General features: G+C 63.8%; 6 protein-coding genes. 1 reads left to right on the plus strand and 5 read right to left on the minus strand.

Going from position 1 to position 20,841, the window contains the following annotated elements; all coding sequences use genetic code 11:
- Window positions 1-66: 66 nt before the first annotated feature.
- A complete protein-coding gene (locus H2O77_RS14210; RefSeq protein ID WP_215823373.1) occupies window positions 67-1,263 on the minus strand; it encodes an MFS transporter in 1,197 nt (398 codons plus the stop codon).
- Between the two features lie 246 nt (window positions 1,264-1,509).
- On the opposite strand from H2O77_RS14210, the gene H2O77_RS14215 reads away from it, so the two are divergent.
- Window positions 1,510-2,418, plus strand: a complete 909-nt coding sequence (locus H2O77_RS14215) for a LysR family transcriptional regulator (RefSeq protein WP_215823374.1) — start codon at window positions 1,510-1,512, stop codon at window positions 2,416-2,418.
- A gap of 28 nt (window positions 2,419-2,446) precedes the next feature.
- Here H2O77_RS14215 and H2O77_RS14220 read toward each other — a convergent pair whose 3' ends face one another.
- The 4 genes from H2O77_RS14220 to H2O77_RS14235 all read right to left on the minus strand — a co-directional run bounded on the left by H2O77_RS14220 (window position 2,447) and on the right by H2O77_RS14235 (window position 20,669).
- Entirely contained in the window at window positions 2,447-3,643 is a 1,197-nt protein-coding gene (locus H2O77_RS14220; protein WP_215823375.1) for an NAD(P)/FAD-dependent oxidoreductase, read from the minus strand.
- A 181-nt stretch (window positions 3,644-3,824) separates the two neighbouring features.
- Window positions 3,825-5,414 carry an ABC-F family ATPase gene (locus H2O77_RS14225; protein ID WP_043333876.1) on the minus strand — a complete coding sequence of 530 codons (1,590 nt, stop codon included), beginning with the start codon at window positions 5,412-5,414 and terminating at the stop codon, window positions 3,825-3,827.
- 94 nt (window positions 5,415-5,508) lie between these two features.
- Window positions 5,509-5,790 (minus strand): peptidylprolyl isomerase, encoded by a 282-nt coding sequence (locus H2O77_RS14230; RefSeq protein ID WP_043333877.1) that lies wholly within the window; start codon window positions 5,788-5,790, stop codon window positions 5,509-5,511.
- 578 nt (window positions 5,791-6,368) lie between these two features.
- Window positions 6,369-20,669 (minus strand): carbohydrate-binding protein, encoded by a 14,301-nt coding sequence (locus H2O77_RS14235; RefSeq protein WP_240548624.1) that lies wholly within the window; start codon window positions 20,667-20,669, stop codon window positions 6,369-6,371.
- Window positions 20,670-20,841: the final 172 nt, after the last annotated feature.

The following is a 20,841-nucleotide window of genomic DNA, read 5'->3' on the forward strand; positions in this document are numbered from 1 at the left end:
CCTGAGAGTCAGGTGGCGGGGCTTTTTTTCGTCGCTGCAACGTGCAGTCTGTTTACCCTGCCGCGATCAGGCGCTGCGGCTGTCACGCTTGAGCAGATACACGCCCAGATAGAGCACCGCGAAGATCAGCCCCAGCACGGCGGCGGCGCCGAAGACGTTGCTGCCGTCACCGGGCAGGAATTCCAGGAAGGACGTCAGGAACTGTCCCAGGAAGATCGCCATCGTCAGGTAGGAGAGATTGCGACCGCGCACCGAGGTGTGGCTGCGCTCCACCGTCATGTGGTTGAGCAAGGGGATCGAGAAGCCGAAGCCCATGCCGGACAACACGGCACCGACGCTCATCAGCGTCATGTTCTCGGCCTGCTGGAAGAGGAACAGGCTGCCGGCATAGAGCAGGAAGGCCAGCACCAGTGTCGGCATCTCACCCAGGGCACGCGACACCTTCGGCATCAGCATCGCCGCGACCACCGCGACCAGCGAAATGCCCGCCAGGAAGATACCGGTGGCCGCTTCATCCAGCCCCAGCAGATTCAAGCGCATCGGCAGCATGACGATGGCGGAGAAGAACAGCGTCAACGAGATGGCCGCGGCCAGGTAGACGCTGGTCAGCGAGGAGGACAAGGCCTCACCGCCGGCATTTCCGCTCTCCTCGGTGGGCGCTTCAGGCGACTGCTTCGGCACCATCATCCACAGCATGGCCAGCAGTACCCAGGCCAGCAGATAGAGGGCGAAGGGCCACTGCCAGGCGATACCTGCCAGCACACCACTGACGAACAGGAAGATCACCCCGCCAAGCTCGATGGACATGCCCTGCTGGGCGATCATCGCCAGACGCGCATGGCCGTGATACCACTCGGAGATCAGCGTGGTGCCGCCCGCCATCACCACGGCGGTCACGCCGCCGAGCAGAATGCGATCGGCGAACACGACGACGGTGCCTTCCAGCAGTGCGCCGCCCGCGCCCAGCACGCCATACAGGAACAGCCCACCCACCAGCGAGCGATAGGCACCGACACGATCGATCATGCGCCCGGCGATGGGCGCGAACAGCACGGCGCCCAGCGATGGCAGGGTAATCAGCCAGCTGGCATGGCTCTCCACCTCAAGCGCCGAGGCGATGCTCAGAAGCCCCGGTGCGACCACGGTTCCCACCATGATGGTCAGACAGGCGATGGCCAGCAGCGTGAAACGGCCGCCGGCAGAAAGCGGTTGTGAGGGTCCGCGCGTATCCTGCGCGGCCACTCCACTCGTTGATGTCGTCATATTGGCTCCACTCGAATTCAGAACCCTCCTGTCAGCCGCTACGCGCCCCGCCTGCTCGCTTGCTTGCGTGCTTGCGAGGCAAAGCCAGCGGCAAGCAGCAAGAGACAGGAGACAAGGCGAAACGGCAGAGACTGACGAAGGGAGGTTTGGCAGGCCTTCAGACTAGCGAGTGCAGGCTTATAATAGAAATGACAATACTTGATATGACTTATACTGACTGAACATCAATCAGCCACGAGGGCCGGCATGGAACTCCGCACACTGAAAACCTTCGTCTCGGTGGCGACGCATAGAAGCTTCTCGGCCGCCGCCCGCGAGCTGCATACCGTGCAACCCGCCATCAGCCGCCAGATCGCCGATCTCGAAGCCGAGCTGGGCGTCAGCCTGCTATGGCGCAATACGCGAGAAGTGAAGGTGACGGCACCGGGGGAGGCATTGCTGGAAGAAGCGCAGCGCATGCTGGCGCTGGAGGCTCAGGCACGCAAACGCGTGGCGATGGCTGCCAGCGGCCAAACCGGCACACTGCGCATCGGCTACATGAGCTCGGCCTGCGCAAGCTTCGTGCCCGGACTGATGCGCGACTTCGCCAGCGACCATCCCGAGGTCAGCCTGTCATTGCATGAGATGAGCGCCCAGCAGCAGCTGGATGCCTTCGCGCGTGACGAGATCGACATCGGGCTGTCGCGCCCGCTTCCCGGCGAGCAGCGTGACAGCCTGACCGCCCTGGCGGTCTACGAGGATAGGCTGATGGCGGTGGTGCCCGAGGGGCATCGTCTGGCGCACCGCAAGCGACTGGCCCTCAGCGAGCTTGCGCAGGAAGATTTCGTGCTGTTTCAGCGCGGGCAGGCGACGGGGCTGTTCGATCAGATCATCAGTGCCTGCGGCGATGCCGGCTTCTCGCCGCGCATCCAGCGCCAACCGGCCTTGATGCAGACACTGCTCAGTGAGGTGGCGGCGGGACTGGGAGTCGCCATCGCGCCCGGCTGCATTCGCCGCCTGCAACGTGATGGCTGCCAGTTCATTCCCCTGCGCCCGGCACTCGGCGCGGTACCGCTGGAGCTTCACTACCCGACCACACCGGTCCGCCCGGTGATCGTGGCCTTCGTCGCGCTGATCGAGCAGCGCCTGCCCGCCATCCGCCAGCAGATGGCGTGAGACGCAGCCAGTGGCGAGAAGGTGCTGGTCAGCAGTTCAGACCGCAGGCCACCGCCGAGGACCACGCCCACTGGAAGTTGTAGCCGCCCAGTTCGCCGGTGACATCCAGCACCTCGCCGATGAAGGCCAGCTGCGGCAGATCGCGCACGCTGAAGTCCTTCTGCGAGATGGCATCGGTGACCACGCCACCCATGGTGACCTCGGCGGTGCGCCAGCCTTCGGTGCCCGCCGGCTTGAGCTGCCAGTGATTGAGCGCCTTGGCCAGCTGCTCGAGACGCGCGTTGGAAAGCTCGGCGAGACTGCGCTCGCTGATGCGACCGGCGTCGGCGTCCTGCCACTCGACCAGCGACTGGGCGAGGCGCTTGGGCAGGCGCTCGCCAAGCCAGGGGCCGATCTGGCGCTTGGGATGCTGCTCACGCAGGGCCAGCAGCTCGGCGTAGGCATCCACGCCCGGCAGCAGATCGATGTCCAGCGGCTGACCGGGTGTCCACCAGCTGGAAGCCTGCAGCATCGCCGGACCGGAAAGCCCGCGATGGGTGATCAGCATCGGTTCACGATAATGGCCCTTGCCGGCGGTGACGCTGACGTCACAGGCAAGCCCCGACAGCGGCGACAGACGCTCCTTCCACTGCGAGGTCAGCGTGAACGGCACCAGCGCGGCGTAGGTATCGGTGACCTCGAGCCCGAACTGGCGCGCGATGTCGTAGCCGAAGCCGGTCGCGCCGAGCGTCGGAATCGACATGCCGCCGGTGGCCACCACCACGCGCCCCGCCGTGTGCGTGCCATTGCTGGTCTCGACCCGCATGCCCTCTCCCGCGCGCTCCAGCGAGGTGATGCGCGTACTCAGGCGAATCTCCGCTCCGGCCCATTCACACTCCGTCAGCAGAATCGCCAGCAGGTCCTTGGCGGAATCGGCGCAGAACAGCTGTCCCGGCTTCTTCTCGACGTGCTCCAGCCCATGACGCTCCACCAGTTCCAGGAAATGGTGCGGCGTATAGCGCTTGAGCGCCGAGATGCAGAAGTGCGGATTGCGTGAGAAGAAGTTGGCTGGGCCGGCATCCAGATTGGTGAAGTTGCAGCGCCCACCGCCGGACATCAGGATCTTCTTGCCGGCCTTGTTGGCGTGGTCCAGCACCAGCACGCGCTTGCCCTGATAGCCTGCCGTGGCGGCACACATCAGGCCTGCCGCGCCTGCGCCGATGATGATGACGTCATATGTGGCCATGCGGGACACTCCGTGAAGCGAAGAAAGGAAAGGAAATCGGCTGTGCAGACACACGCGGGCCGGCATTCTACCAGAAGCCTGCCGTAGCCAGCGGCCGGAGATGGGAAACAAGACACCCCCACCGCCAGAGACGATGAGGGTGTCTTGTCAGACCGGACAGACTAGCCAGTCATGGCGCGTCTCAGACGATGACGCCCTGGCTGCGCAGGTAGTCGTCGTAGGTGCCGGAGAAGTCGACCACGCCATCGGCCTTCAGCTCGATGATGCGGGTGGCCAGCGAGCCGACGAATTCGCGGTCGTGGCTGACGAAGATCAGGGTGCCCGGGTAGTTTTCCAGCGCGAGGTTGAGTGCCTCGATGGATTCCATGTCCAGGTGGTTGGTCGGCTCATCCATCACCAGCACGTTGGGCTGCTTGAGGATCAGCTTGCCGAACAGCATGCGGCCCTGCTCGCCACCGGAGATGACCTTGACCGACTTCTGGATGTCGTCATTGGAGAACAGCATGCGACCCAGGGTGCCACGCACGACCTGCTCACCGCCGCCGGTCCACTGTGCCATCCAGTCATAGAGGCTCATGTCGTTGGCGAAGTCATGGGCGTGGTCCTGCGCGTAGTAGCCGACGTCCGCGGCATCGGTCCACTTCACTTCACCGGCGTCCGGGTGCATCTCGCCGACCAGGGTGCGCAGCAGCGTGGTCTTGCCGATGCCGTTCGGGCCGATGATGGCGACACGCTCACCGGCAGCGACCGTGAAGCTGAAGTTCTCGAACAGGGTGTTGCCGTCGAAGCCCTTGGAGAGCTTGTCGATCATCACCGCGTTGTTGTGGACCTTCTTGGTCTGCTCGAAGCGGATGAACGGGCTGACGCGTGAGGACGGCTTGATCTCGTTGAGCTGGATCTTGTCGATCTGCTTGGCACGCGAGGTCGCCTGCTTGGCCTTGGAGGCGTTGGCGGAGAAGCGGCTGACGAAGGACTGCAGCTCGGCGATCTGCGCCTTCTTCTTGGCGTTGTCGGCCTGCAGCTGTTCGCGCGCCTGGGTGGCGGCGGTCATGTACTCGTCGTAGTTGCCCGGGAACAGACGCAGCTCACCGTAGTCCAGGTCCGCCATGTGGGTGCAGACACTGTTCAGGAAGTGACGGTCGTGCGAGATGATGATCATGGTGCTGGAACGCGCGGTCAACACACCTTCCAACCAGCGGATGGTGTTGATGTCCAAGTGGTTGGTCGGCTCATCGAGCAGCAGGACGTCAGGATCGGAGAACAGCGCCTGCGCCAGCAGCACGCGCAGTTTCCAGCCCGGCGCGACTTCACTCATCGGCCCCAGGTGCTGTTCGATGGGGATGTCGAGGCCCATCAGCAGCTCACCGGCACGCGCTTCGGCGGTATAGCCATCCAGCTCGGCGAATTCGACCTCGAGGTCGGCAACCTTCATGCCGTCTTCCTCGCTCATCTCCGGCAGCGAGTAGATGCGGTCACGCTCGGCCTTGACCACGGCCAGACGCTCGTGGCCCATGATGACGGTGTCGAGCACCGTGTATTCCTCATAGGCGAACTGGTCCTGACGCAGCTTGCCCAGACGGATGTTGGGCTCGAGCATGACGTGACCACCGGACGGCTCCAGATCGCCACCGAGAATCTTCATCATGGTCGACTTGCCGCAGCCGTTGGCGCCGATCAGGCCGTAGCGATTGCCACGCCCGAACTTGGCGGAGACGTCTTCAAACAGCGGCTTGGCACCGAACTGCATGGTGAGATTGGCGGTAGAGATCACGAGGGAATATCCGTTTGAAATGAAAAAGGTGGGCGGTGACGAAGTGTCACGCTGGCGCCGGGAAATACGGGGAGCCGCAAAGGCCTGGCAGGCATCAGCCGCGGAAGAAGACTTCCAGCAGGTGATAGCCGAACTTGCTCTTCAGCGGCCCCTGCAGGGTATTGAGCGGCCCCTTGAAGATGGCGCGATCAATGCCGCCGACCATCTGGCCGGGGCGCACTTCGCCCAGGTCACCGCCCTGCTTGCCGGAGGGGCAGGTGGAGTGCTTCTTGGCCAGTTTCTCGAACGGCTGGCCGCGCTCCAGTGACTGCTTGAGACGCTGCGCCTCGGCCTCGGTCTTCACCAGAATGTGGCGTGCCATGGCAATACGAGCCATCTCATGTCCTCTTGCAGGCGGAATCGGTCTTGCCTCACGCCATCTCGTGCCCCGGGCATCCCGGAGGCGGGCCCGACGTCACCCGAGCACGCCACTGACGACATGACAGTCGTCATGACGCGAGATCAGGCGTTCGGGGAAGGTTCGACAGGCGATGGGGTGAGTCTGAAGGCGGGCATGATAACAGCTCAGGATGACAGACGCTGTATGCGTGTGTATCCATCATCCGGTCGGCAGACAGGCAGACAAGGCAGGGAGCGCCGAGAGCGCGGGGTGCGCGGGGTGCGCGGGGTGCGGTGCGAGAGACGATGCGGCTGACGATGCAATAAACCATGCAACAGCAGACAGCCTGCATGACTGACGCCACAAACGCCGCTGCCAGCCTGGGCGCGAGTGACGTGCTGACTTTCACACTCACTCACGCTCAGGCTGGCAGTGACATGCATCGGGTGCCGGGACGGATGACGGTGACAGCAGGCGAGGCGCCTTGCGCTCAGTGCTCGCCTTGTATCTCACCCTGTCACCGTTGCCGTCCCGCGCCCGTGTCGCGGATTGCTCCGTCGTGCTGCGTCACACTCTCAGAGCAGACTCCCCGGGGCGTCATCCTGCACGCCCTGAAGGGTCACATCCTCACTCATCGGCACCTCCTCATCGTTGGAGACCGGGGCGATATCGCCCTCGTCGACCAGGCTCATCAGCGCGGTATTGCTTGGCGCGCTGGCCGGGGCGACTTCGGGGTCACGCGTGATCTGGAACGATGCCAGATCCTGCGAGCCGCCATTGAAGGTGATGCGTAGCACCTGCACCCCCTCCTCCAGGTCCAGCGTCAGCGAGGGGCCATCGACGTAGACGCCCCAGGCGCCGGAATTGGGCAGCGTGCCACTGTCCTCATCGTAGAACTCGCCATCCTTCTCCACCGAGGCGGTAATGCTGCGCCCATTGTCAGGCGCGGAGGTGACGAACGACAGCGTGTGCGAGCCCGCCTCTTCGACATCGATGGTGTACTCAAGCCACTCACCATCCTCCACCCAGCCTATCGCCTCGCCCTCACCGACGGTGTCTACCGGGGTGTCGCGATACCCCGAGCCAAGCTGGGCACTGGAGAGCTCATTGTAAGCCTCGCCCTGCTCGCCTTCGTCGAAGTCGACCGCCTGGAGGGTGAGCCCCTCATCGGCATCCACCTGCCAGGGAACGCCGCCGGCATTGAAGGCCTGCTGGCCATCCCGGGACAGCGTGAAGCCCTGCAGGTCCATGGCGCCGCCGTTGAAGGTCAGCCGCAGCACCTGCTCGCCGGCCTCCAGGGTCACCTGGGCAGTGTCGGTTTCCACATAGTTGGTCCAGCCACCGGTCGGTTCGACCTCCACCGGCGTGACGCTGGCATAGGGAGTATCGCCCTCCTTGGCAAAGGTCGCGGTCACGGTGCGTTGCGCGCCACCGGTGGAGCCCCGCGCTGCCAGGAAGGCAATGTCATAGGTGCCGGCCTGCTCGACATCGAGGGTGTATTCCACCCATTCGCCATCCTGGATCCAGCCGATGGCAGTGCCGCCGTTGGCCAGGTCCACCCCTTCGCCACGCACGTTGCTGCCTTGCTGCACCTCGCTGGAATCGTTGTAGGCGACATCCTGGCCACCCTCATCGTAATTCACCGCTTCCAGGCTGAACTCGCTGCCCACCTGCCAGGGCTGGCCATCGTCGGTGAACGCCTGCTGACCGTCATCCACCGGTGCCACCAGCGACAGGTCCAGAGATGCCAGATCCAGCTGTCCGCCATTGAAGGTCAGCCTGAGCACCTGCTCGCCTTCCTCCAGCTCGAAGGTCAAGGGCCCCACATCGGTGAAGTTGGTGAAGGCGTTGGTGTCCGGCACCGCCACCGCCTGGGCGTCGGTATAGAAGCTGCCGTCCTGCTCGAAGGCGGCGGTGATCGACTTGCCGTCGGAGACCGCCGAGGCGGAGAAATTCAGCGCATAGCTACCGGCCGTCTCCACATTCAGGGTGTACTCCAGCCACTCGCCGTCGGCGACATAGCCGATGGCCAGAGTGCCGTTGGAGATATCCACCGCCTCATCGGAGCGGAAGCCATCGCCCTGGTGGGACAGCGTGGTGTCGTTGTAGGCCACGCCCTGGCCTCCGTTGTCGAACAGGCGTGCCTCCAGGCTCAGGCCATCGGCCCCGACCGCCCAGGCCGTCTGATCGTCATTGAAGGCGCTCTGTCCGACCGGGTCAGGCGTGTCGAGGAAGTTCGGCACGCCGTCGTTGTCATCGTCGTCGTACAGATCCACACGCCCGTTGCCATCGGCATCTTCCGCGCCGGTGGGGTCGTAGGTGGTGACGTTCTCGACCAGGAAGATGTTGTCGTTGTAGTCGTAGTTCACCCCCGCGTAGTCCTGGATGACGATGTAGGTGTCCGGAATCACGTTGCCGTCGGCATCCTTGGCCACATAGACGCGAATCAGGTGGCCATCATTTTCATCCCAATTCAGGTTGTTGCCGGGATTGCCGATGGCATCGATGGTGTCCTCGTAGAGGTTGGCATCCGGGTCGGACCAGGAGATATAGCCCTGGCGGTCGGATATCTCGGCGTAGAAGCCGAAGGGATCATCGCGATCCAGACTCACCACTGCCTGCTGGTCGCCGCTATCGAGCGCCCGCGGGAACAGCGTCTGGCCGTCCTGCTCGTCATGCACGATGACCTCTTCGAGCTCCCGACTGTCGACGTCATGCACGAACAGCCGCGCGATGTCGCCCTGGCCATGATAGGCGGCGATCTGGGTGATCTTGATCGGTTCATCACCATCGGCACGCTGGAAGTACGGGGACAGGATCTCGTCTCCGTTGGCCTCCACCAGGCCGCCCTGGTTCATCTGGTCCTGCACCACGTTGGTGGAGTAGCCGAAGGCGTTGACGATCTCCTGCACCGTCGGCTCCTGACCGCTCTCGGACTGGTTCTGGGCCAGGCCCGCAAGCTGGATGACCTTCTCGCTCTCATCGGAATCGCTTGAGGAGATGATCAGGCTCGCCTCGTAGAGGCTGCCATCGTTGGGGTCATCAGCGATGAAGCGCACCGTGACATCCGCCGTCTCACCCGGTGCCAGCGTCAGCGCACTGAACGGCTGGGTCAACTCGAACAGTGTCGTGTCACTGACGACGACATCATCGATGGTCAGGTCCTCGAAGCCGTCATTGCGCAGGGTGAGAGTGGCCTCGTCATGCACCACCTGGTTGTTGACCGGATTCTCGATGCGCGACATCACCAGACGATCATTGGACGGCAGCACATCATTGTTGATCACCGTGAGGTCACCGCCAGAGACAGGCGTCACCCCCTCGATGAGGAACATGTTGTCGTTGTAGTCATAGTTGATGCCGGTGTAATCCATGATGCCCACATAGGTATCGGGGATCACGTTGCCCTCTGCATCCAGCGCCCGGAACATGCGCACGGTGTAGCCGCGCTCGATGCCATCGGCATCTGCCGGCGGTGTGCCGCCGCCTGACGGGTTGAGTGACGGGTCAGTGGACAGATTGGCCACTTCAATCCCGAACACGCCACTCCCGGCCCACTCGGCGGGGATGTCATCGAGACCGAAGGTCGCGCTGGCGAATTCGCCATTGCTCAGTACCGGCAGGATCGTCTGGTTATTGTCTCCCGCATGATTGGAGAAGATGACATCCTCGCCCTTGTCACCGGGGTTGTGGATGCCCAGAGTCGCCCCGCCGCCACCGTGATAGGCCGCCAGCTGGGTGATCGTGGCCTCGCTGACGCCCTCCGCCAGCGTCCAGTAGCGCGACAGCACCTCGTCATCATTGATCGGGCGATACAGATCGAAGTCGTTGAGCACCGAGTTCTGGCCGCCACCCTCGGTCGGCAAGCCATCGATGCGGTTACCGAGGCCGAAGACTTCCCACACCTCATTGACGTTGGGCTCCCAGCCACCCTCGTCGCGCGCCTGCCAGAAGCCCGCCATATGGATCTCGGCCACCGGCGAATCCTGGTCGTTGGTCACCAGCCGGATCCGCCCTTCGAAGACTCCGTCACCGGCGTCGGTGGTGGGCGCTTCGTAGCTTGCACTGTCAAACAGCACCGTCACCTCGAGCGACTCCCCGGCGGCCAGCGTCAGGCCGTCGAAGGCAGCGGGGTCCTGCAGCACGAAGGGTCCTTCGATATCGGCTTCGAGAATTTCCAGCAACTCCGTCCCGGTGTTGGAAATCGTCACCGTGGCACTTTCCTTGAAGTCGCGGTCGGCGTTCGAGGCGCTGTTGTTCTCCAGATAGCTGAAATGCAGGCGATCGGAGTAATAGGCGGCATCGCCGCTTTGCACCGCGATGTCGGCATTGTCGTTGCCGACCACCGGCGTCACGTCCAGATAGTCGAGATCATCGGCACCATCGGCGGCGGACACTGCACGCAGGTTGTACTCCACGCCGGCCTCGAGCTCGACATAGGTGCCTTCTTCCCCGGCATCGCCCTCTCCCGGATAGGCCAGCGTTTCCAGCGTCTGCCCGTTGAGCGTCAGGGCCAGGCCCTGGCCATCATCGGCGCCCGCATTCGCGGCCAGGTCGAGACGATAGAGCCCGCTGCTGTCCACGGTGAAGTAGAAGTCGGCGGTCAGCTCGTTGAGGGTGCGCGCGCTGTCGCCACTCTCCAGCTCGATGCGCGACCCGTCCGAGACATCGGCATAGACGGGGACGAAGGTGTCAGACGGCGCATCCGGCACTCTCAGCAGATCGATGTTCGGCCCCACGGCTCCCGGCGCAGTCAGGGTGATGGTGTTGCTGCCCTGCTGCAGCGCGACCAGGGCATTCTGGAAGAACCAGTCGCTTTCATCGCCGTTGCTCTGGCCCTCGAAGTTCACCTGCCCCAGATCAACGCCATTGATGCTCAGACCCAGCGGCCGGTCGGCCTTGGTCGCCGCCAGCGCATAGCGGAAGGCGATGTCGTAACTGCCGGTCTCGGCAACATCGATCGTCCAGGTAATGGTCTGATCACCGCTGCCATCGAAGTCGACGAAGCCATCGCCGGAGGCATTGCGATCCTCCTCGCTGGCCAGCACCACCACCGCCCCATCGAGCGCGGCTCCTTCGGCCTCGTACTCATCGAAGCCCGGAGTCGTGTCCGGCGCTTCCTGCAGGATCTCCAGCTGGTCGATATTGGGGCCGGTGTCAGCGGTGGCCTGCAGGCGCACCGTGTTCTGGCCGCTGACCAGCGTCGCCGCCACGTCCTCGGTCAGCCACTCGGCCCAGGCTGCATCACCGCTCAGGCCCTCGGGCGGGCTGAAGTCATACACCCCGACGCTCACGTTGTTGACGAACACTTCCAGCGGGCGATCGGTACTGCCGCCATTGGCATAGCGCAGGCGCAGCACCGAGTCACCGGCCTGCTCGGGGTCCAGCGTGAAGCTGAAGGTGATGAAGTCATCATTGGTGTTGCCGAAATCGGCATAACCACCGGGCACGCCATCATCATCCACGTCATTGCCGTCCACCCCGAAGGCGCCGGGGCGCAGGCCGTTGGGCAGGTCAGGCTGGTTGGTCTCAGGATTGTCGATGTCGCGGATCTGGATCTCCGCCCCGGTGGCGATCGTCACGGCAGTGCCGTCCTCAGGCGTCCTGTCCTCGGCCTGGATGGCCAGCAGCGAGACCAGGTCATCGCCGGGATCAACCGGATCGACGGGATCCACCGGGTCCACTACCCCACCCGGTGCCGGGTCGAGACGAATGATCTGACTCTGGCCATTGCCGCGATTCAGGGTCAGCAGGTAGAGCTGGCCGGTGGCCGGGTTCTCGATGATGTCCAGCGGGTCGACGTAGCTGATGACGTTGCCCTCGGGATCACGCAGCACGTCATCGCCGATCACGTTGCCATTGGCATCCAGGGTGATGGAGCGGACATCGTCACCACCGGAATACTCGGTGAACAGCACGTTGCCCTGCAGATTGCCGCCGAAGACATCACTGGTGTATTCCACCGCGCCATTGGGCGAGCGATTCTCGCCCAGCGAGTAGACCCCGGCGATATCGTAGGTGCCCTCGGGGTCGGTACCTGTCGGGTACTTGTCGACCTGGTTGGGGTCGGTGCCAGAGGTGGGATTGCCGCCATTGAGAATGTACTCGTCACGCAGCGGATTGGGGTGTCCGTAGTAGCCCCCTTCTTCGACGCGGAACAGGTAGTCATCCTGCTTCTCGACACTGGTGTAGCGCTCGTCCTCGGGCGTGGAGGGATCATCCGGCACGTTACCGCCAGCCGCCGAGCCATTGGTCGGCACGTACAGGAAGCCATTGGAATGCCATACCAGGTCGTAGGCATTGCGCGCCCCGGTGGCAAAGATCGTCAGCACCGCATCGCTGGCGTAGGGGTCGTAGTAGGACTCGAGCACGTTGCCGGACTCATCCTGCACCGTGGCGACGCCGCGCTCATCGAAGACCAGGAACTCGCCGTCGCCCATGGGGATGGGGTCATCCTTGGGGTGGCCGTCGGGATCATCGAAGCGCTGGTTCAGGCCATCGTCGGGCAGTGGTTCGGTGGAGACGTCAAAGGGCCCATTGGACACATCGCGGGTCGGGTCGATCTCCAGTATCGCCGCGTTCAACAGGCGCTCGGGACGATTGCCCCAGGCACTGTCGGGCTCACCCATGGCAGAGTTGGAGCCCTGGATCAGATACAGCAGATGACTCGGGACATCGGGATTGGTCTCGGCGTCGTAATCCGGATTCGCGCGGAACTCCAGGCTATTGGTCACATGGTCGCCATTGGAGCGCGGCAGACCGGTGATATAGGCCTCGGCGGTCCCCGAGAAATCGGGGCCATCGTCCAGGGTGATCTTGGTCACCCGGCCGCTGAAGTCCGGCACGCCGTTGTCACGTCCTGATAGCGGAATCGGATAGTTGTCGGTGATCCACAGCACGTTGGGATCGGTCGGGTCCACCACCAGGCCGATGATGCCGCGTTGCTGGTCTTCCCCCGGCTGATCGAAGTAGTCATCGGGCAGGGCAAGTTCCTGGCGATTGGACAGCGAGCCGTCGACGGGATCGACGTCATAACGCAGCAGCTCGCCGCTGATGGTGGCGACGTACATGAAGGCGCCGTCGGAGCTCATCTCCAGCGAGGTGAAGCCATAGGCGTCGTCAGAGGCACCGTCGAGCTCCACCACGTCGTTGAAGGCCACGTCGCGGGCGACCACTTCGGGCTCCTCGCCGGTGACGAAGGTGTTGGTGTACTTCTGGAATTCGCGCGTCGGCGCGTCGGTATCGTCGTTGGGGCCACGGTCCTGGAAACCATCGATCACCAGGGTATAGCTGGTGAAGGGCTTGAGCGTCTGGCTCGGCGATATGGTCAGCGAGTCGAAGCCGCCGGTGGTGTTGGCATTGAAGGTGACTTCCTCGCCGCTGAGCGTCTCGAACAGCCGGATGGAGCCATCCCCCAGGCTTTCCAGCAGGGCCCCGCCGCGCCCATCCACCACCGAGATGCCGACGAAGATGTCGGATGTCGGATCGACTCCGGTGGGGATGCCGCCATCCTCCGGATCAAGGTCCACCTCCAGCTCGTTCTCGCCGACCCCGGCGATGGCACGGGCATCGGTGAAGAAGGCGTAGTCCTCGGCCGCGATGCGATCATCTTCCGGCGTCAGGTCCGGTAGCGCCTGGATCTCGAGGTACTGGATCTCGGTGTTCTCGCTGTCGAGTCCCAGGGAGTCCAGCGTCAGACGCCCGTCGCTGACCTGAACGATGCGGGTGACCAGGTCCGAGCGGAAGCCCTCGGTATCATCTGACGGGTTGCCGTCCGCCGGGAAATCCTCGGGGCGGAACGGGGTGAAGGGGTCATTGAACAGCTCGCCCTCTGCATTGAGCACATTGTGGCTGTCGTAGGGCCCGCTGGTGTCGCCGATGGAGATGGTGACCTCGTAGTAGCCATTCTCCAGCTCGATCTCCCAGCCGGCGCGCACATAGTTGGCGCTGGGCTGGTCAAAGTGGGCGTAGGTGCCCTGGCGCGGATCGAGACCCGCGATGTCATCGGTGCGGTCATTGACCGCCACGCTGGTCAGCGCGCTGATGTCCAGCGGCTCGGTGCCGGGCTCGGCGTCGTAGATCGACGCCTCGGTGACCCAGCCGTACTGGTAGGTCTGGCCGTCCACGGTCACCGACTGGGTGCCGAATGCCTTGCCGTTGTCGGCGATGTAGCCATCCGGCACCGCGGTGCCTTCGGGCTGGAAGTTGATCTTGACCGAGAAGCGCTCGCCCGGCTCCACCGGACGATCCGGTTCCACCCCGTCACGACTCACCGTCAGGCTGTCGATGTTGGGGCCGGCGTTGCCCAGGTTGGCAAGGCGAATGGTGTTGTCGCCGGCTGCGAGCTCCACCTCGAGGGTGGTGGTGGTCCAGTTCTCCCAGCCAGCCGCGTTGGTGCCGGTAGAGGCAAAGGCCAGACTGCCCTGGCTCTGGCCGTCGACCAGAATATCCATGGGGCGATCGGCGCCGTTGGTGCCGGCATTGGTGTAGCGCACCTCCAGGGTGTAGGTGCCCGCCTCGTCCACGCTCACCTGGAACTCGGCGGCGTCACCAGCGTCGGCTCCCATGTCCAGATAGCCGGTGCCGGTAAAGTCATCCCACAGACCGTCGGCCCCGGCTGCGGTGTTGGTTTCCGGATTGTCGGCATCGCGCACCTGGGTATCGCCGTCGACATCGACGATGGTCAGCGCCTCGCCTTCGATGGCGAAGTTGAACGCCGGGGTGCCGACGTCGGCCTCATTGAAGTCGAATACCACCTGGTCGATGTTGGGCCCGCCGGTGGCACCGGCCGGCATGGTCAGGGTGAAGGTATTGGCACCCTCGGCAAGTTCCACCTCGACCTCCAGCGTCTGCCACTGATCCCAGGGGTCCGTCCCGGTGGCGTTGGCGAAGCCGAGCTGGCCCTGATCAGTGCCGTTGACGGTCAGATCCAGCGGCCGCGGGGCGTTTCCACCGTTGGCATAGCGCACGGTGGCGGTGTAGCTGCCGGCCTCCAGCGCGTTGACGTTGAAGGTGATCTGGTCGCCGGGATTGGAGCCGAAGTCCACATAGGCATCTCCCACCGCATCGGGGCGATGGTTGCCGAAGTCATCGGGATTGTCGGCATCGACCACCCGCGTCTCCTCGCCTATCGCGCTACCGCCCACATCGACGATATCGGCGTCTTCCGCCTGCAGGGTGATCGGCGCCACCACCACGCCTGCGTCCTCGAAGCTGACCACCTCGCTGGCGCTGGCTTCGTTGCCGGCGGCGTCGGTGACAAACAGCGAGACGACAAGATCGCCACTCTGATCATCAAGCAGGCCACTCAGGTCCAGGGTGATGTTGCCATCGACATCCGGCGTCACCTCACTGCGGGTCGTGCCGCCATCGAAGGACACGGCGACGCTGGTCACGTCGTCATCGATGCCGGAGACGTTGAAGACGGCCGCCGCCAGCTGGCTGGCATCGAGCGTCTCGTCAGCGGCGACAATGGCGAGATCGCCATCCTCATCGGCACTGACATCCTCCGGGATCGGGCCGCTGCCCGCCGCGGTCACTTCGATGCGGTCAATGTTGGGGCCGGTGTTGGCACCCGCCGGTATCGCCAGCGCGATGGTATTGCTGCCCGCCGCCAGGGTGACGGTGAGCGTCTCGAACTCCCAGTGGTCGAAGCCTTCCTCGCTACCGGCACCATCCGGGTCGGTACTGGCCATGGCCAACGCCAGCGGATCACCGCCGTTGATCACCAGATCCAGCGGACGATCGCTGTTGGTGGCGTAACGCACACTGATGTCGTACTGACCGGCCTGAGCCACGTCGATCTGCCAGCTGACGTTGTCTCCCGGGGTATCCCCGAAGTCCAGATAGCCGCTGCCGGTGAAGCCCGGACGCAGGCCGGTGGGCTGATTCGGCTCGGGGTTGTCCGGATCACGGACCTGAGTGTCGGTGTTGTTGGCATCGGTATCGAAGCTCTCGACCACCCCGTCCTCGGCCTGCAGGCTCAGGGGCGAGAAAGGTGCCTCGTCGACGTCATTGACGGTGACCGAGAGCTGCTCGGTGGTGGAGAGATCACCGTCTGTGACGCTGACTTCGACTTCATAGACGCCGTCCTCGTCATCATCGACCGCCAGCTCGAAATCGCGAGCGCTGGTGAAGCTCAGCACGCCGGTGCTCGGATCGATACTGAACAGCGGAGAATCGACGCCGCCGGTGATGGCGAATACCGGGGCGTTGAGGCCAAGGGCCACGCCATCCTCATCGACGAGGGGGATCGCGCCTATCTCGGTCAGGTTCTCGTCCACCGCAAACTCGGTCTGGGTGATGGCGATGCTCTCGTTGAGATCGGCCACGGTGATCAGAGCGTCCTGTGACACGCTGTCCTCGCCATCGGACACCGTCACGGTCAGCTCGTAGACGCCGTCTTCGTCGCTGTCGGCGGCAAGCTCCGCGTCCGGCGGAGTGATGAAGGCGATGCCCTGGCTCACCTCGTCATAGCGGAACAGCGCCGCATCGGCACCGGACAGCGTCACGGTCAGGTCGTCACCGTCCGGGTCATCCAGTATCAGGCTGGCCACGGCAGTGCCGTTCTCGTCGACACTCAGGCTCTCTTCCAGCCCTTCAAGGGTCGGCGCGCCGTTGACCGGCTCATCAATGCGCTCGAAGACCAGCGAATCGATCCGCATCAATTCGCCATCGGCCCCCATCAGTTCGAGACTCGCCAGATCACCGGCGGTCACCTCGAAGGGTGTCTCGAAGACGATTTCCTTGCGGTTGCCGCTCTGGCCTGCGTTGCCGCGCGCGCCACTGCCGACGAAGGTGCCGAAGTCGTCATTCAACACCACGTCAGCACTCAGGCTGTCGGTTGTCGTGTTGCGCGCTTCGAGCACGGTGTCGCCGATGGTCAGGCTCAAGGTGCCTTCACCGTCGGTTTCATCGAACACGTATAGGCGTGCGACGTACCAGCCGGGCTCCACGCCGCCCGCCGAAAGGTCGGTGCCAATCGTGGCCGGCGCATTGCTGGTCAGGCGAATCAGCTGTTCATTGGACGCGGATGCGCTGCCGGTGACGATCAGATTGCTGGCGTCGAGATCCGTGAAGTCTTCCGCCTCGATCGTGATGCTATCGCCGACCTGGGTGCCTTCGATGATGAAGCTGAGCGTCTGGGTCGCTGACAGACCGCCCGGGTCGGTGGCCCGCACGATGACATCGAAGGTGCCGCCCTGGCTGGGCGTGCCCTGGATGATGCCATCGACCACCTCGAGCCCGGCCGGCAGGTCCTCGGCCGTCAATATCAGGCTATCGCCATCGGCATCGGAGAACAGCGCTGCGAAGTCCGACAGCGGAATCTGGAGGAAGTCCTCGCCCACTTCTCCGAAGTACGGTTCGAGGGCGACGGGCTCGGCCACCGGCGCGTCGTTGACGTTCTCGAGCGTCAGGGCAAAGTCGGTGTCGGTGCTGGTGATGCCATCATCGGCGGTCACCGTCACGGTGTAACTGCCCGGCGCCAGTCCGGCGAGGCTTCCGGACAGCACATTGTCGCTGACACTCAGCCCCGGAGCGCTGACGGGCTGACCATCGCCATCGGTGACCAGGAAGCTGTAGGTGAGGTCGTCGCCATCGTCATCGACGAAGGGCAGGTCGACTTCGAGATTCGCGCCTTCATCGAGACTCAGGTCGGCGATGCCGCCGCCCACCACGCGCGGTGCGCTGTTGGTGTCGCCGGTGTCGGCTTCCGACAGGCTGACGGCGCTGAAGCTCGTGCTGCCCTTGGCGCCCGCATCGTCGTCATTGACGAAGACGAGAGACTCGAGGGTGGTACCCGCATGCGCCGACAGGTCGATGATGAAGCGCAAGGTGCCATCACCGTTGTCGACCCCCTGGCCTCGCAGATCGACGAAGCCGCCCTGGGTCTGGGTTCCACCCAGCTGGTAGACGCTGTTGCCGCCATTGAAGGGGTTGGAGTCCGCATCGAAGCCGATGGCGACGATCTCGGGCACCGGCGAGCCGGAAATGGCCACGTCCACCGTCAGGAGGGTGGCATCGGTGATCGTGTAGTCACTGGGCAATGCCGCCCGTTTCCAGACGTTATCGTTCAGCGTCAGTGTGCCGCCGTCATCTTCCACCACCGCCCCCGTGCCGTCGGACGGGTTGTCCTGGGTGGCGCTGTAGGCGCTGAGAGTCGCGTCATCGAAGCTGACGTCGAGGCTCTCGGCACCAGCGGCGGCCAGCGTTACCGTATCCGTGGCACTCGCCTCGTTGCCCGCAGCATCCGTCACGATCAAGGTCACGGTGATATCGCCCGGGGCCTGCGCCGAGAGATCGACCGTCAGGGTATCTCCATCGCTGACGACAGACTGGCGGGTCGCACCGCCATCGAAGCTGACGTCGAGGGTCGAACCAGCATCGATCCCCACGACACTGAACACCACACTGGCACTGTCGGCCGATTCGATGGCCTCTTCCGGGCCCGCAAGGGCCAGGTCACCCCCCTCATCGGCGGTGGTATCCAGCGTCAGTGCCACGCTCTGTTCGGCACGGTTGCCCCAGGCATCCATGGCGATCAGCGTGGCCGACAGGTCTCCATCGGCGAAGCCCGACAGGTCCAGCGTGAAGCTGCCTTCCGGCGTCGGCACCACCTCCTGGACCGTGACGCCCTCATCGAAGGTCACGCCGACGAAGGTGATGTCGGCATCAAGCCCGGTGACGCTGAAGCCGGCTTCGCCGACGGTCGCGCCATTGAGCAGGGGCTCCACCGCGGCAAAGGCCAGCGGAGAGGCATCGTCATCCGCCACGACGTCCCCTACCGGCCCCGTGCCCGCGGTAGTGACCTCCAGGCGATCGACATTGGGACCATTGTTGCGCCCTTGCGGAATCGCCAGGGTGATGGTGTTGTCGCCGGCTTCCAGTCGCGTCGTCAGAGTCTGGTACTCCCAGACATCGAAGCCTTCAGGGTCGACGTTGGTGGCGTTGGGGTCCGTCGCGACAAAGGCAAGCGCGGTGGGCTCGCCTGCGTTGATCGACAGATCAAGCGGACGCGCACCATTGCTGGCATAGCGGAAATTGAGGTCGTAGTCACCCGCCTCGGCCACATTGACGGTGAAGGTCAGGCTATCTCCCGGCGCGCTGCCGAAATCCACATAACCGGTGCCGGAAAAGTCCGGGCGCAGTCCGACAAAGCCACCGGCCTCGGGATTGGCGGCGTCGCGCACCAAGGTGGCGGCCCCGTTGTCGACGCCCAACGCGGCATCCTCGGCTTGCACCACCACTGGCGCAATCACCGGATCGACAGGATCTACCTCGTCGGCTTCCAGTAGCGCCACCTCGATCTTGTCGATATTCGGGCCATTGGTCGCGCCGCCCAGACGCAGCGTATTGCTGCCAGCGGCAAGCGTGATTTCCAGCGTCTCGGTGGTCCAGCCTTCCCACGCGGAAGACCCGCCATTGCCTGGCTGGTTGTCCGCGGGCACATCATCGACATCATCGGGGTAGTAGCCCGGCGCCTCTACCGCTGCGAACTGGAAGGTGCCGACCTGACTTTGCGTGTCGTCATCGACCAAAAAGAGATCAATGGGACGTGCAGAGCTGCTGGCATAGGTCACGGTGACGCTGTAAGTGCCGGCGGTGGCCACCTCGAGGGTAAATTCTCCGTAGGCTTCGGCATTGCCCGATGCCCAATCGAGATAGCTGGCCCCTTCGGCCCCGACCCGGAAGGTTTCCCCGCCATCGGTGAAGCTGGCGATGTTGTCGACCGTCACCACGCGATTGGTGCCAGCATCGGCGACATCAGAGGTCGGGCCGATGTCGAGATCCTCGCCCTGGATGACGTAGACGTCCGGGTCCGGCGCACGCACTTCCAGATAGTCGACGTTGGGGCCACTGGCACCGTTGGAGGTGAACGACACCGTGTTCTCACCTGCCTGCAGCTGAACGCGAATGGTACGCTCACCGAAGGTGCTGAAATCCGAAGTGTCATTCGTCAGGCTGGTGCTCGGCAGGTCGAACATTCGATCCTGAAGCTCGCCGTTGACGTCCAGACGCAGCGGGCGATTACGCTCGGAGCCATCCCCATCGCGGCTCAGCGCATACCCCAGGGCGAGTTCATACTCGCCGGCCTCGGGAACGCTGAAGCTGAAGGTCAGCGTCTCGCCGGTCGCGGCGGCGAAGTCCACATAGGCACTGCCTGAGGCATTCTCGGTATTGAGGGGGCTCTGCGCTCCCGACACCACCTCGATACCGGCGCCACTCAGGGAGGCAAGATTGCCATCACCATCTGAGTCCGTGAGGTCTTCCGCCTCGATGCGCAGGGTAGCAAAGCTTTCCGGCGCGATGAGCGCCGCCGTTGCCAGAGGCGCTGGCTCGGCCAGAAGCGCAGGCTCAGCGCCTGCGGCAGGTTCGTCGTCACTGGCCAGCAGCGCCTGGGCAAGCGGGTCTTCCTGAGCGATGGGCTCGCCGATGACATCATCGCTCTGGAGGGTCAGGGCCTCGCCGGGGTCAGCCGGAGGCGCATCTTGCGGGTCAGCTTGTGGCGTGCCGCCCAGCTCACTCACCTCCTCGACGACGACGACATCGGGGGCTTCGATCTCAAAGCCGAACTGCTCACCAGACCCGGGCAGTACCTCGCCCGCATCATCCAACGCCTCGATCATCATCTTGAGCTTGCCGGACATGGGGGCAGGCAGATGATCAAAGACAAAGGGGCGCTCGAAGCGCTCAAATACCGACAATCGATCCTGGGCATCTTCCAGGGTCATTCGCACTGCCTTGATCGAATCTCCCCACGCAGAGGGAAACGGCGTGACACTGATATCGTGACTCTGGAAAGCCCTTTCTTCCAGACGGTCGCCGTTGCGGAGACGTCCCTTGCCGGCGTCAAGACGGCTGGATACGAATGACATGGAATACATTTTCCTTACCCCCTGAATATTATTATCGTGGCGAAACCGCTACGCCATCTTGAAACCTCATGACACGACTCCCCCACACCGGAACTGAAGTTCCAGTGTTTTCTCCACTCCAACGCTATCCCGATACTTTCGAAGATGACCGGCCAAATCCCCTTCAACCCGT

It is taken from the genome of Cobetia sp. 4B (genome assembly GCF_018831605.1).
Classification (GTDB): domain Bacteria; phylum Pseudomonadota; class Gammaproteobacteria; order Pseudomonadales; family Halomonadaceae; genus Cobetia; species Cobetia amphilecti.

Bases quoted from the DNA above. Each gene is read 5' to 3' on its own strand.
- H2O77_RS14210 (WP_215823373.1), bottom strand. From the start codon at position 1,263: ATGACGACATCAACGAGTGGAGTGGCCGCGCAGGATACGCGCGGACCC.
- H2O77_RS14215 (WP_215823374.1), top strand. From the start codon at position 1,510: ATGGAACTCCGCACACTGAAAACCTTCGTCTCGGTGGCGACGCATAGA.
- H2O77_RS14220 (WP_215823375.1), bottom strand. From the start codon at position 3,643: ATGGCCACATATGACGTCATCATCATCGGCGCAGGCGCGGCAGGCCTG.
- H2O77_RS14230 (WP_043333877.1), bottom strand. From the start codon at position 5,790: ATGGCTCGTATTGCCATGGCACGCCACATTCTGGTGAAGACCGAGGCC.
- H2O77_RS14235 (WP_240548624.1), bottom strand. From the start codon at position 20,669: ATGTCATTCGTATCCAGCCGTCTTGACGCCGGCAAGGGACGTCTCCGC.